The organism is Telluria sp. RT2P19, from assembly GCF_059685725.1.
In genome coordinates this window covers 193,538-206,202 of the sequence record NZ_JCASIL010000001.1, presented here as the reverse complement: position 1 = coordinate 206,202, position 12,665 = coordinate 193,538, and the positions used below count along the sequence as shown (strand labels likewise).

The 12,665-nt window shown below is 65.7% G+C and carries 9 protein-coding genes; all 9 read right to left on the bottom strand.

The genetic code is table 11. The features are described 5' to 3' along the window. Nucleotides 1-22 precede the first annotated feature (22 nt). Nucleotides 23-1,933 (bottom strand): glycoside hydrolase family 97 protein, encoded by a 1,911-nt coding sequence (locus AC56KW_RS00810; RefSeq protein ID WP_497168833.1) that lies wholly within the window; start codon nt 1,931-1,933, stop codon nt 23-25. Nucleotides 1,934-2,107: 174 nt separating this feature from the next. Next, nucleotides 2,108-2,875 (bottom strand): SDR family NAD(P)-dependent oxidoreductase, encoded by a 768-nt coding sequence (locus AC56KW_RS00805; RefSeq protein WP_497168832.1) that lies wholly within the window; start codon nt 2,873-2,875, stop codon nt 2,108-2,110. A gap of 44 nt (nt 2,876-2,919) precedes the next feature. Then, nucleotides 2,920-4,491: an aldehyde dehydrogenase (NADP(+)) gene (locus AC56KW_RS00800; RefSeq protein ID WP_497168831.1), complete on the bottom strand. Its 1,572-nt coding sequence runs from the start codon at nt 4,489-4,491 to the stop codon at nt 2,920-2,922. Beyond that, nucleotides 4,488-5,480, bottom strand: coding sequence for an AraD1 family protein (gene araD1, locus AC56KW_RS00795; protein ID WP_497168830.1), 993 nt, complete (start codon nt 5,478-5,480; stop codon nt 4,488-4,490). Before araD1 ends, AC56KW_RS00800 begins: the two co-directional genes overlap by 4 nt. Nucleotides 5,481-6,011: 531 nt before the next feature. Beyond that, entirely contained in the window at nt 6,012-7,754 is a 1,743-nt protein-coding gene (locus tag AC56KW_RS00790; protein ID WP_497168829.1) for an IlvD/Edd family dehydratase, read from the bottom strand. 211 nt (nt 7,755-7,965) lie between these two features. After that, nucleotides 7,966-8,844 carry an SMP-30/gluconolactonase/LRE family protein gene (locus tag AC56KW_RS00785; RefSeq protein WP_497169066.1) on the bottom strand — a complete coding sequence of 293 codons (879 nt, stop codon included), beginning with the start codon at nt 8,842-8,844 and terminating at the stop codon, nt 7,966-7,968. Further along, entirely contained in the window at nt 8,844-9,911 is a 1,068-nt protein-coding gene (locus AC56KW_RS00780; protein ID WP_497168828.1) for an aldose epimerase family protein, read from the bottom strand. The genes AC56KW_RS00785 and AC56KW_RS00780 overlap by 1 nt, the downstream gene beginning before the upstream one ends. Nucleotides 9,912-9,935: 24 nt before the next feature. Further along, nucleotides 9,936-10,886 carry a glycoside hydrolase family 43 protein gene (locus AC56KW_RS00775; protein ID WP_497168827.1) on the bottom strand — a complete coding sequence of 317 codons (951 nt, stop codon included), beginning with the start codon at nt 10,884-10,886 and terminating at the stop codon, nt 9,936-9,938. Nucleotides 10,887-11,263: 377 nt separating this feature from the next. Next, nucleotides 11,264-12,616, bottom strand: a complete 1,353-nt coding sequence (locus tag AC56KW_RS00770; protein ID WP_497168826.1) for an MFS transporter — start codon at nt 12,614-12,616, stop codon at nt 11,264-11,266. Nucleotides 12,617-12,665 lie beyond the last annotated feature (49 nt).

Here is a 12,665-nt window from a genome sequence, read left to right as displayed (position 1 = left end):
TGTCTCCTGGTGTTATTGCGTTTTACTTGAACACTGCGACGAAGCCGCCGCGCGGTTTGATGGTGATGCTCTGTTTGCCGGCCTTGATCGGGCCCTGGCTGAAGTCACGGTCGCCGTCGCCGTCGGCGACCAGCATTCCGCTGCGACCGTCCAGGAAGGACAGGTCGAGCTCGACGGTGCGCGCGGCGCCGTCGGCATTGAATGCGGCGACATACCAGCTGTCGCCGCTCTTTCTGGCGATGACGGCGTAGCGCCCCGGGTAGCCGTCGATGAAGCGCACATCGTCCCAGCTGCGCGGCAGCTCGCGCAGCAGGTTCTTCACATAATCGGGCACGCCGGCCATGCCTTCGGGCCGCTCGGCGAAGTGCTGGATCCCGGACAGGAACAGCACCGACTCGGCCAGCTCGAAGCCGTTGCGCGTGACGCGCCTGATATTCGGGATGTCGCCGAAGGCCAGCGGCGTGTAGTCCATCGGGTCGAACAGGTTGCGGCTGAACGGCAGCATGGCGGCGTGCGGCGGCATCGCGTCCTGGTCCTTCTGCGCGAAGGTGGTGAACTCGAAGCCGCGTACCGCCTCCACCGTCATCAGGTTGGGAAAGGTGCGCGACCAGCCGCGCGGCAGCGTGGCGCCATGGAAGTTCACCAGCATGCCCGCGTCTGCTGCGTCGGTGAGCATGTCGACGTAATAGGCGATCATCGACTTGCCGTCACCGGCAAAGAAGTCGACCTTGACGCCCTTGACGCCCATGTCGCGCAGGCGTGCGAACTCGCGCCGCCTCGCCTCGCGGGTGAGCAGGGCCCCTTTGGGGCTGTACTCGGTCTCGTTCCAGGCGCCGGACGAGTTGTACCAGACCAGGATGCCGACCTTCTTCGCCTGCCCGTACCTGACCAGCTCGCGCATGCGCGCGTCGCCGATCTTGCGGTCCCAGCCGGCGTCGACCAGCGCATAGTCCCAGCCCATGTCGGCGGCGAAGTCGACGAACTGCTTCTGGATGTCGAAGTAGGTGCCGTCGTCTTTCAGCAGGGCCCAGCTCCAGGCTGCGTGGCCGGGCTGGATCTTCGCCTTGTCGAAGGCGATGGCGGGCGCGGCAAGATCGGTGCCGAGGGTCGATTCGACCAGCGTGGCAAGGCTGCCGAGCGCGATGATGCGCCACGGGGTCAGCATGTCGCCGGTGGACTCGGCCAGCAGCGCGCCGTTCGTGAATACCTCGGGCTTGGCCGGGATGTCCAGGTGGTAGACACCGCCGGGCGAGCCGGTGTGCAGGCGCGAAGCGTGGAAGCTGCCGTCCAGGTTCGCTTCGGTCAGCGCGATCCAGGTGTCGCCGCTGCGAAACAGCGCCGGGAACACCCAGCCGGCGCCCAGCGTGGACGGCGTGCCGACCGGGATTTCGCGCTGGTAGTGCTCTTCGTAGGACGGGTTGGTGCTGGCGTAGCCGGTCTGGGCGACCGACATCGGCTGCAGCCAGGCCCTGGTCGACTTGTCGAAGGCGAAGCTGGTCGATTCGCGGACAAACTTCAGGTTCTGGCCGGCGACCCGGTAGCGGAAGGCGACGCCGTCGTTCGAGACCCGGAAGGTCACGTCCATCGTCTGGCCCTGGGCATTGCGCAGCGTGTGGGTCTGCTCGTTGGCGCGGTAGGTGATATGGCGTTTCTTGGCGGTGGCCAGTTCGTAGCGGTCTTCGATCGGCTTGACCGGGGAGCTGTTGGTCAGCTTCAGACCCTTGGTCAGGTCGCCACTGCCGACTGCGATGCCGAGGCGCGATTCCAGGATGACGGGCTTGCCGTCGCGGCTGACGGAATAGGTCAGCACTCCTGCGGGCGAGACGGCGATATCGACCGCGACGTGGCGGTCAGGGCTGGCAAGGGGTACGGCGTGCGCCTGCGCGCAGATGGTTCCAAGAACGAGCAGTGCGATGCGGCTGTATGCAGTCATGGCAAACTCCAGGACCGTCGTACCCGCGCAGGCCTCGGCGGCCCCGTGGGTACCCAGTTTTGCTCGATATGCCGAGAAACCTGGATCGCCGCGCGACCGCGCAGGCCTGCGCGGGAATGACGTTGTTTCGAGTGGGCGGGAACGCTGGGTGACGCGATACCCGAGCGTGAGCGATCAGGTCCAGCCGGCATCCACGACGAAATCCTGCGCCGTGCACATCTTGCTGTCATCGGCGCCGAGGAACAGCACCATGCGCGCGACATCGTCCGGCATCAATTTACCCGGCAGGCACTGCGCCTTCTTGATCTCGACTTCGGCCGCGTCATCGACCCACAGCTCGATCTGCCGCTGCGTCATGACCCAGCCGGGCGTCACCGTATTGACGCGCACGCCGAACGGGCCCAGGTCGCGCGCCAGGCTGCGCGTCAGGCCGATCACGGCCGCCTTGGTGGTGGCGTACACCGGATAGCCGGCGCCCTTGGCATGCCAGGACATCGAGCTGAAATTGATGATCGAGCCGCCGCCCTTTTTCTTCATGCCGGGCAGCACCGCCTGGCAAGTGAAGAACATCGGACGCTGGTTGATGGCGATGCGCTCGTTCCAGTAGTCGAGCGAGACGTCCTGGATGTCGTGGCGCTGGTCGTTCGCCGCATTGTTGACCAGCACATCGAAGTCGCCCAGCTGCGACGCCAGCTCGGCCATCGTGCGCTGCAGCGCCGCGATGTCGGTGATGTCGCAATGACGAAACAGCGGCGCCTGGTGGCCCGCCGCCGCCAGCCGCGCGCACAGCGCCTCGCTGGCCTGCTGCGCGATATCCACGAAAGCCACCGCGGCGCCCTGCTCCACGAAGGCCTGCACGATCGCTTCGCCGATCCCGGTGCCGCCGCCCGTCACGAATACCCGCTTGCCCCGCAGGCTGGGGTAGTTCGCCATCTGTTCCATGCTTGTCTCCATCTTTATTCTTGTGCCTACGTCCTGTTCGCGTCTTATTCTTTGGTCAGCGCACCATCGCGCCGGCGCCAGACGCCCAGCGGATTGCCGTCGCGCAGGACCTCCGGCAGCAGTTCGGCCGGCAGGTTCTGGTAGCACACCGGGCGCAGGAAGCGCTGAATGGCCCCGGTGCCGACCGAGGTGCTGCGGCCATCGGCCGTCGACGGGAACGGCCCGCCGTGCACCATCGCCGTCGACACCTCGACGCCGGTAGGATAACCGTTGGCGAGGATGCGGCCAACCTTGCGTTCCAGCGCCGGCAGCAATGCCTTGGCCGCGTCGATGTCGCCGCCGTCGATCTGCAGGGTCGCGGTCAGCTGGCCTTCCAGCACCTCGGCCACGTCGCGCATCTGGGTGGCGTCCTTGCACACCACCAGCACCGAGGCTGGGCCGAACACTTCATCGTGCAATTCGTGACGCTTCAGGAATTCGTCGGCCGTCGTGCGGAAGAACGCGGCTCCGCCCTTGCCCTCCTGGTGGTCGAGACGTGCCAGCGTCGTCACGGCCTCGTTGCCTGCCAGCGCGTCGACGCCCTTGCGGTAGCTGTCGGCGATGCCCTGGTTGAGCATGACCGCGCTCTGCGAGGCGGACAGCGCCTCGCTGGCCGCCTTGGCGAAGGTGTCCAGGCCAGCGCCGTCGATCGCCAGCACCAGGCCGGGATTGGTGCAAAACTGGCCGACGCCCAGCGTCAGCGACGCGGCGAAGCCCTTGCCGATCTCTTCGCCGCGCGCGGCCAGCGCCTGCGCCAGGATGAAGACCGGATTGATGCTGCTCATTTCGGCGTACACCGGGATCGGCTGCTTGCGCGCAGCGGCGACCGCCATCAGCGCGGTGCCGCCCGAACGTGAACCGGTGAAGCCCACGGCCTGGATCGCAGGATGCGCGACCAGGCGCTGGCCGATGCCGTTGCCCGTGCCGGTCAACAGCGCGAACACGCCGGCCGGCAGGCCGCACTGCGCCACCGCCTTGGTGACCGCGCGGCCGACCAGTTCCGAGGTGCCTGGATGCGCCGAGTGGGCCTTGAGCACCACCGGACAACCGGCGGCGAAAGCGGACGCGGTGTCGCCGCCGGCGACCGAGAACGCGAGCGGGAAGTTGCTGGCCGCGAAGACAGCAACCGGGCCGACGCCGATCAGGCGCATGCGCAGGTCGGGACGCGGCGGGCTACGCTCGGGCAGCGCCGTATCCAGGCGCGCATCGTTCCACGAACCTTCACGCAGCAGGGTGGCGAACAGGCGCAGCTGGCCCACGGTGCGTCCGCGCTCGCCTTCGAGACGCACGCGCGGCAGGCCGGTTTCCAGCATCGCGCGTTCGATCAGTTCGTCGCCGATGGCCAGGATCTGTTCGGCCACGGTGTCGAGGAACTGCGCGCGCTGCTCGTCGGTGGTCGCACGGAAAGTGTCGAACGCCGCGCCGGCCGAGGCGCAGGCACGGTCGATCTGCTCCGGCGTGACCATGTGGAAGCTGGGTTCCAGGTAGGCGCGCCGGGTCGGGTCCCAGGCCTGGAACGATCCCGCAGCGCCGCGTTCCTGGACGCCGTCGATGATGGCTTCGCCGGTGATGGTCATAAGGTCTTCACTTTCACGTAAGGGGTATCGAGGACGGCGAGGCGGTTGCGCAGGGCCGGGCCGAAGGCGGGCGACTCGACCTCGAAGGTCTCGCCGGCCTGGACCTGGACACCATCGGCAAAACTCAAGGTGGCGGTGCCGAAGAAGTGGATGTGCACATCGCCGGCGCGCTTGAACAGACCGTACTTGAAGTGGTGGTATTCGAGGTTTTCCAGCGTGTGCGACATATTCTGCTCGCCGCTGACGAAGCTCTTCTCCCAGCGCACCTGGCCGTCGGCGCCGACGATGCGCGACACACCGGCCACGTGGCTCGGGAGTTCGCCGACCAGCAGCGCCGGGCCCAGGCCGCAGCTACGCAGCTTGGAGTGGGCGAGGTACAGGTAATTCTGGCGTTCGGTGACGTGGTCCGAGAATTCGTTGCCGATCGCGTAGCCCAGGCGGTATGGCTGGCCGTCGTCACCAATCAGGTACAGGCCCGCGATCTCCGGCTCTTCGCCACCGTCGAGCGAGAAGGCCGGCATGTCGAGGTCCTGGCCGGTGGCGCGCACGATCGAGCCGTCGCCCTTGTAGAACCATTCCGGCTGCACGCCAGGGGTACCGGTTTGCGGTTTGCCGCCTTCGACGCCCATGCGGAACATCTTCATGCTGTCGCTCAGTGCGGCGATATCGCCGCCGATCTTCTTGTGCATGGCGTCGCGCGCGTCGGCGCTGCCCAGGTGGGTCAGGCCGGTGCCGGTGACGTAGCAGTGGGCCGCGTCCGGGTGGTCGATCGGGGCCAGGATGCGGCCCGCGCCAGCAAGGTCGTCGTACTCGACCTGGTCGGCGCCGGCGGCGGCGTCGGCCAGCTGCGCCAGGCTCTTGCCCTGGGCGATAGCGGCGCGCGCCAGCTCGATCGTGGTGGTGTAGCCGTCGATGACGCGGATGGTGGACTGTTGCAGGATGCCGACGCGGCGTTCTTGCGATTCGGTCTGGAATTGGACGAGCAGCATGGTTCTGGTCTCCTGTATTTGTATTGGTGGCGCCGGCGTGCAGTGCGGCCGGGCGAGTGTTGCTTGAACGCGTGGGCGGGGAACCCGCCCACCCCACGATGTTTCACGCTGGGCGGAACCCGTCCACCCCACGATGTGTCACGTTGGGCGGAACCCGCCCACCCCACGATGTGTCACGTTGGGCGGAACCCGTCCACCCCGCGATGTGTCACGCTGGGCGGGATCCGCCCACCCCACGATGTTTCACGTTGGGCGGAACCCGTCCACCCCACGATGTGTCACGTTGGGCGGGATCCGCCCACCCCGCGATGTGTCACGCTGGGCGGAACCCGCCCACCCCACGATGTGTCACGCTGGGCAGAACCCGCCCACCCCGCGATGTGTCACGCTGGGCGGAACCCGCCCCCCCACGATGTATCACGTTGGGCGGAACCCGCCCACCCCGCGATGTGTCACGTTGGGCGGCAAACCTGCCCACCCACGATGCGTCGGGTAGGGTGGACGGCTCACCGTCCACGCGTCCAGATCACATCAATGAGAATGCTTGGGCACCGCCGACCCGCGGCAACCGACGAGGAAGTCGAAATCGCAACCGTCATCGGCCTGCAGCACGTGATCGAGGTACAGGCGCTGGTAACCGCTATGCTGCACCGGCTTGGTTCTCTCGGCCCGATCCGCCAGGCGCGCCTGGATCTGTTCATCGGTCAGCTCGACGTTCAGCGAGCCGGCATGGCAATCGAGCTGGATCATGTCGCCATCCTGCACGATGCCCAGCGGGCCGCCGGCCATTGCCTCTGGCGCCACGTGCAGCACCACGGTGCCATACGCCGTGCCGCTCATGCGCGCATCCGAGATGCGCACCATGTCGGTGATGCCCTTGGCCAGCAGCTTCGGCGGCAAGCCCATATTGCCCACTTCGGCCATGCCCGGATAGCCCTTCGGACCGCAGTTCTTCATCAGCAGCACACAGTGCTCGTCCACGTCCAGGTCCGGATCGAGGATGCGCTCCTTGTAGTGATCGAAGTCCTCGAACACCACCGCGCGGCCGCGGTGCTTCATCAGGTGCGGCGACGCAGCCGACGGTTTCAGCACGGCGCCACGCGGCGCCAGGTTGCCGCGCAGGATGCAGATGCCGCCATCGGCGATCAGCGGGTTGTCCAGCTGGCGCACGACTTCGTCGTTGTAGATCGGCGCATCGACGCAGTTTTCCCACAGCGACTTGCCGTTGACGGTCAGCGCGTCCTTGTTTGGAATCAGGTCGCCCTCCCCCAGGCGGCGGATGACGGCAGGCAGGCCGCCGGCATAATAGAACTCTTCCATCAGGAAGCGGCCCGACGGTAGCAGGTCGACCACGGTCGGCGTACCCTTGCCGATGCGGGTCCAGTCTTCGAGTTCGAGCGGCACGCCGACGCGGCCGGCGATCGCCTTCAGGTGGATCACGGCGTTGGTCGAGCCGCCGATCGCCGCGTTCACGCGGATCGCGTTCTCGAAGTTCTCGCGCTTGAGGATCTTCGACAGGCGCAGGTCTTCGTGCACCATCTCGACGATGCGGATGCCCGACATATGGGCCAGCACGTAGCGCCGCGCATCCACTGCGGGAATCGCCGCGTTGTGCGGCAGCGAAGTGCCCAGCGCCTCGGCCATGCAGGCCATGGTGGAGGCGGTGCCCATCGTGTTGCAGGTGCCCGCCGAACGCGAGTGCCCCGCCTCGGCCGACAGGAATTCGTGCATCGTGATGGCGCCGGCCTTGGCCTGCTCGTGCAACTGCCAGACGGCGGTGCCGGAACCGATGTCCTTGCCGTTCAGCTTACCGTTGAGCATCGGGCCGCCGGTGACGACGATGGTCGGCAGGTCGACGCTGGCCGCGCCCATCAGGAGGGCCGGCGTGGTCTTGTCGCAGCCGACCAGCAGCACGACGGCGTCCATCGGATTGCCGCGGATGGACTCTTCGACGTCCATCGACGCCAGGTTACGGGTCAGCATGGCGGTCGGACGCAGGTTCGATTCGCCGTTCGAGAACACCGGGAACTCGACCGGGAAACCGCCGGCCTCCAGGATGCCGCGCTTGACGTGTTCGGCCAGCTTGCGGAAGTGGGCGTTGCAGGGGGTAAGCTCGGACCAGGTATTGCAGATGCCGATGATCGGCTTGCCCTGGAATTCGTGATCGGGAATGCCCTGGTTTTTCATCCAGCTACGGTACATGAACCCGTTCTTGTCTTGCGTGCCAAACCACGCCGCAGAACGCAACGGCGTTTTCTTCTTTTCCTCGGACATGTATTTCTCCCTGTCTATTCTTAGCTGGGCGAAGCATTTTGCTTCTGCCCATGTCTCCTGATTACTGGAAGTAATAGTAAAGATCGGCCAGATAACTTTCCAATCAATTTTTAGGCAGGATTGATACCGTTTTATATATCGGAGTCGCGGGGTATGGACGCGGGCATAGGGCGTGGACGGTGCCGTCCACACCCACATCAGACCGAATTGATCAGCGGTGCAGGAAGCGCGCTTCCGGCAAGCCGCGCACGTCGAGGGATGTGGCGAACACCGCGCCGGAAAGCGGCGCCGCTTCGCGGTCCTTGCCGGTCATGCCCAGGTGGGCGCTGGCGACGAACAAGGTTGACAGGTCGGGGCCACCGAAGGCGGGACAACTCGGCTGCGGCGCAGCCAGCTCCACCACCCGGTCGAGCCGCCCATCCGGTGCGAAGCGCACCACCTGCCCTGCTCCCCAGCGCGTGCTCCACAAATAACCGTCGGCGTCGACCGTCGACCCGTCCGGCTCGCCCGGCGCGGCATCGGCCGCGACGAAGGCATGCACCCGCCCCACCTCGGCGCTGCACGGGTTGTAGTCGGCGTACTGGATGGCTTTCTCTTGCGAGTCGGCGAAATACATGCGTCGCCCGTCGGGACTGAAGCAGATGCTGTTGGCGATCGCCGCCTTCGGCAGCGGCAGCGATTCGAGCGACAGGTCGAGATTCAGGCGATAGAAGCCGCCCACCGCCCGTTTCGGATTCTGGTCCTGGTTGAACATGCCGAACACGAAGCGCCCCTGGCGGTCGCAGCGTCCATCGTTCAGGCGCGTCGACGGGTTATCGGCTTCGACGTCGCAGATCCGCGTGACCTTGCCGGTCGAGAAAGTGAAGAAGGCCAGGCCAGACGCAAGCCCCAGCAGCAGGCGGTCGTCGCTGCCGGTCAGGGCGAAGCAGCACAGGCGCTCGGGCATCGTCCAGCTGACGGTGCGGCCGCTCGCCGGCGAGTACGACCACAGGGTGGCGGCCGGAATGTCGGTCCACAGCAGCCGGCCCGTGCGCTCGCACCACAGCACGCATTCGCCGAGCTCGTGCCCGGCGTCGATCAGCACGTCCATCACGCGTCGTGCTCCACCAGGAATCGAAAGCGCGACTCGGTCTGGTACACCTCGCCCGGACGCAGGATCGCATCCGGGAAATGCGGCTGGTTCGGCGAATCCGGGAAGTGCTGCGGTTCCAGGCAAAAGCCGCTGCGGTGCTGGTAAGCCCTGCCTTTGCCGGCGAGCGAACCGTCGAGGAAGTTCCCGCTGTAGAACTGCACGCCCGGCTCCTGGGTCCACAGTTCGAGCACGCGGCCCGATGCGGGTTCGCACACGCGCGCGGCGAGGCTTGGCGTCTTGTCCCTGGTTGTGGCATCGGGCTTGTTGAGCACGAAATTGTGGTCGTAGCCGCCGCCGTGGCGCAGTTGCTTGTCCGGCTGGCCGATGCGCTCGCCGATCGGGCGCGGCTTGCGGAAGTCGAACGGCGTACCCGTCACCGGCGTCAGTTCCCCGGTCGGGATCGCTTCGGCGTCGATCGCCACGAAGGCATCGGCCTCGATGGTCAGGATATGACCGAGGATGTCGCCATCGCCGGCCAGGTTGAAGTAGCTGTGCTGGGTCAGGTTGACCGGCGTCGCCTTGTCGGTGACGGCGTGGAAGGACACCACCAGCTCGTTGTCGTCGGTCAGCGTGTACACGACGGTCGCATCGAGGTTGCCCGGATAGCCCATCTCGCCGTCCACGCTGCGATAGGTCAGGCGCAGGCTGGCGCCATCGACCGTGGCGTCCCACTTGACCCGGTCGAAACCATCCGGCCCGCCGTGCAGGTGGTTGTTGCCGTTGTTGACCGGCAGCTGGATCTGCTGGCCGTCGAGCGTGAAGCGCCCCTGCGCGATACGGTTGCCGTAGCGGCCGATCAGCGCGCCGAAATACGGGCTGTCGGTGGTGTAGGGTTCGAGCGTATCGAAGCCCAGCACCACGTCGGCGAAGTTGCCGTCGCGGTCGGGCGCATGCAGCTCGGTGATGACGCCGCCGTAGTCGATGATCTTCGCCACCATGCCCCTGGCATTGGTCAGCGTGAACTGGGTGATGGCCCTGCCGTCGGGCAGCTGGCCGAACGGCGCTTGCGTGATACCGGTTTGCACGTGCTCGACTCCTTCAGGATGTCATCAATAGGTGGACGGACGGCCGAACACCGGCATGCCCTGATCGTCCCAGCGCAGCGGTTTGACGAAGGTGTGGCGGTCCGGATTCCAGAGCGGATCGCCGACGATCTCGGTATAGGTGCGCGCGTGGTAGACCAGCATGACGGTATCGTTGTCCTCGGCGTAGGTGAAGCTGTTGTGGCCCGGGCCGTAGATGCCGTGATCGTAGCACGTACGCAGGACAGGCTGCGCCGACTTGGTCCACGAGGCCGGGTCGAGCAGATCCGCGTCCTCGTCGGCCCACAGCAGGCCCATGGCGTAGTTATGGTCGGTGGCGCTGGCCGAATAGCTGATGAAGATCTTGCCGTTGCGGCGCAATACCGACGGGCCCTCGTTGACCCAGAAGCCGATGGTTTCCCAGTCGTGTTCCGGCTTGCTGAGCAGGATCGGCTCGCCCTCGATCTGCCACGGCGTCTTCATCGGCGCGATATACAGGTTCGAGTTGCCTTCGATCTCGTAGTCCTTCTGGGCCCACAGGTAGTACAGCTGGTCCTTGTGGGTGAAGGTGGTGGCGTCGAGGCAGAAGCTGTCGATGCCGGTGTCGACCTGGCCCATGAACTCCCACTCGCCTTCGAGCGGATTGGCGTTGGTGTTGCGGATCGCGTACATGCGGTGCTGGAACAGCTTGTGCTTGATGTCGCGGCTCGGGGCGGCGGCGAAGTACACATACCAGGCGCCCTGGTTGAAGTGCAGCTCGGGCGCCCATACCAGCTCGGAATACGGTCCGGTTTCCGGCTTGTGCCAGGCGTCGACAGTCGGCGCGCTGGCCAGGCCTTCGATGCTGGTGGCGCGGCGCAGTTCGATGCGGTCGTAGAGCGGGACCGAGGCGGTGAAGTAGTAATAACCGTCGCTGTGCTTGTAGATATATGGATCGGCGCGTTGTTCGATCAGGGGTTTGATGATGGTTTCTTGCATCGTTATTCTCTATTCAAAATTTGCTTATCACCGCGTGGACGGGGAACCCGTCCACCCTACGTGGAATGGCCGGCTCCCCCGCCCACCCTACGTGGAATGGCCGGCTCCCCCGCCCACCCTACGTGGAATGGCCGGCTCCCCCGCCCACCCTACGTGGAATGGCCGGCTCCCCCGCTCACCCTACGTGGAATGGCCGGCTCCCCCGCTCACCCTACGTGGAATGGCCGGCTCCCCCGCTCACCCTACGTGGAATGGCCGGCTCCCCGCTCACCGCCGTGGGATGGCCGCCTCCACTCACTGCCGCGGGGTGGACGGCTCCCCGCTCACCGCCGTGGGGTGGACGGCTTCGCCGTCCACGCGTTCAGTCTGTGCACGCATCACGTCGTCGCATACCCCTGGGCGCGCATGTCTTCCTTGACGGTGCTGTAATAATCGTCGCTGATCCGGTACTTGAACATCAGGACGCCCATCAGGAAGTGGAAGAAGCCGGGAATCACCGACAGCATCAGGGCGATGCCCTGCAGCGCCAGCGCCGATTGCTCCTGATTGGGCTGGTAATTGAAGTAGTCAAGCAGCACCCCTACCATGCCGCCGGCGACGGCCATGCCGGCCTTCTGGCACACCGAGATGCCGCCGAAGGCGAAGCCCGAGACGCGCTTGCCGGTCTTGACCTGGCCGTAGTCGATGGTCTCGGCGATCGCCGACCAGAACACCGGTGCATGCAGGTCGACCACCAGCGACAGCATGAAGTACAGCACGAAGGCCAGCACCATGTCGCCCGGCTGCACCAGGAAATAGATCATCAGGCTGAGCACCGCGACCATGATCTGCGAATTGCGAAACAGCTTGACCTTGCAATAGAACTTGGTGGTCCAGGTGGACACCACCATCGCCAGGATCGCCGCCGCCACGCCGGTCGACAGGAACGCCGACACGGTCGCGGTGTCGCCGCCCAGGTAGTACTTGGCATAGTAGATCGCCACCGAACCGCGGATCACGTAGCCAATGGTGCCGGTCACGCAGACCGCGCACAGGATCAGCCACTGGTCATTCTTCATCAGAACGCGCACCTGGTCCATCAGTGGCTGCTTCTCGACCTTGTGCACCACGCGCTCGGTGGTGGTGAAAAAGCAGAACACGAACAAGGCCACGCCCACCGCCGCCATCACGGCCATCGCGGCCTGGTAGCCGGCCGCCGGATTGGCGCCGCCCCACTCGCTGGCCAGGATCGGCACCACGATGGTCACCATGAAGGCGCCGACCTTGGCGAAGAACAAACGGTAGCCGTTGGCCGACAGGCGCTGCTTCGGGTCCGAGGTCAGGCCGCTGATCAGCGAGATGTACGGGATGCCCACGCCCGCCGTCATCAGCGTCATCAGGATGTAGGTCGAGTAAGCCCAGACCAGCTTGGCGTCATAGCTCCAGTCGGGGGTCGAGAACACCAGGAAAACGGACAGGCCGTACGGCACCGCGAGCAGCAGCAGCCAGGGACGATAGCGCCCCCAGCGCGTCAGCACCGAGTCGGTGACCTGCCCCATCGCCAGGTCGGCGATCGCGCCGACCACCTTGACCGCGACGAACAGGGCCGCCAGGTCGACCGTGCGCAGGCCGTAGATATCGGTGTAGAAGAACGTGATGATCAACATCATCGACGAGATCACCACATTGAGCGCCATGTCGCCGGCGCCGAAACCGACTTTTTCGAGGGTCGAGAGTTTTTGAGTTTGCACGTTTCACCATCCAATCCAGACAAGCCGGGGCACTGGCGGAAAATCCGCG

Coding starts and splice junctions, on each gene's coding strand:
- AC56KW_RS00805 (WP_497168832.1), bottom strand. CDS start 2,875: ATGGAACAGATGGCGAACTACCCCAGCCTGCGGGGCAAGCGGGTATTC.
- AC56KW_RS00775 (WP_497168827.1), bottom strand. CDS start 10,886: ATGCAAGAAACCATCATCAAACCCCTGATCGAACAACGCGCCGATCCA.
- AC56KW_RS00790 (WP_497168829.1), bottom strand. CDS start 7,754: ATGTCCGAGGAAAAGAAGAAAACGCCGTTGCGTTCTGCGGCGTGGTTT.
- AC56KW_RS00785 (WP_497169066.1), bottom strand. CDS start 8,844: ATGGACGTGCTGATCGACGCCGGGCACGAGCTCGGCGAATGCGTGCTG.
- AC56KW_RS00800 (WP_497168831.1), bottom strand. CDS start 4,491: ATGACCATCACCGGCGAAGCCATCATCGACGGCGTCCAGGAACGCGGC.
- araD1 (WP_497168830.1), bottom strand. CDS start 5,480: ATGCTGCTCGTCCAATTCCAGACCGAATCGCAAGAACGCCGCGTCGGC.
- AC56KW_RS00810 (WP_497168833.1), bottom strand. CDS start 1,933: ATGACTGCATACAGCCGCATCGCACTGCTCGTTCTTGGAACCATCTGC.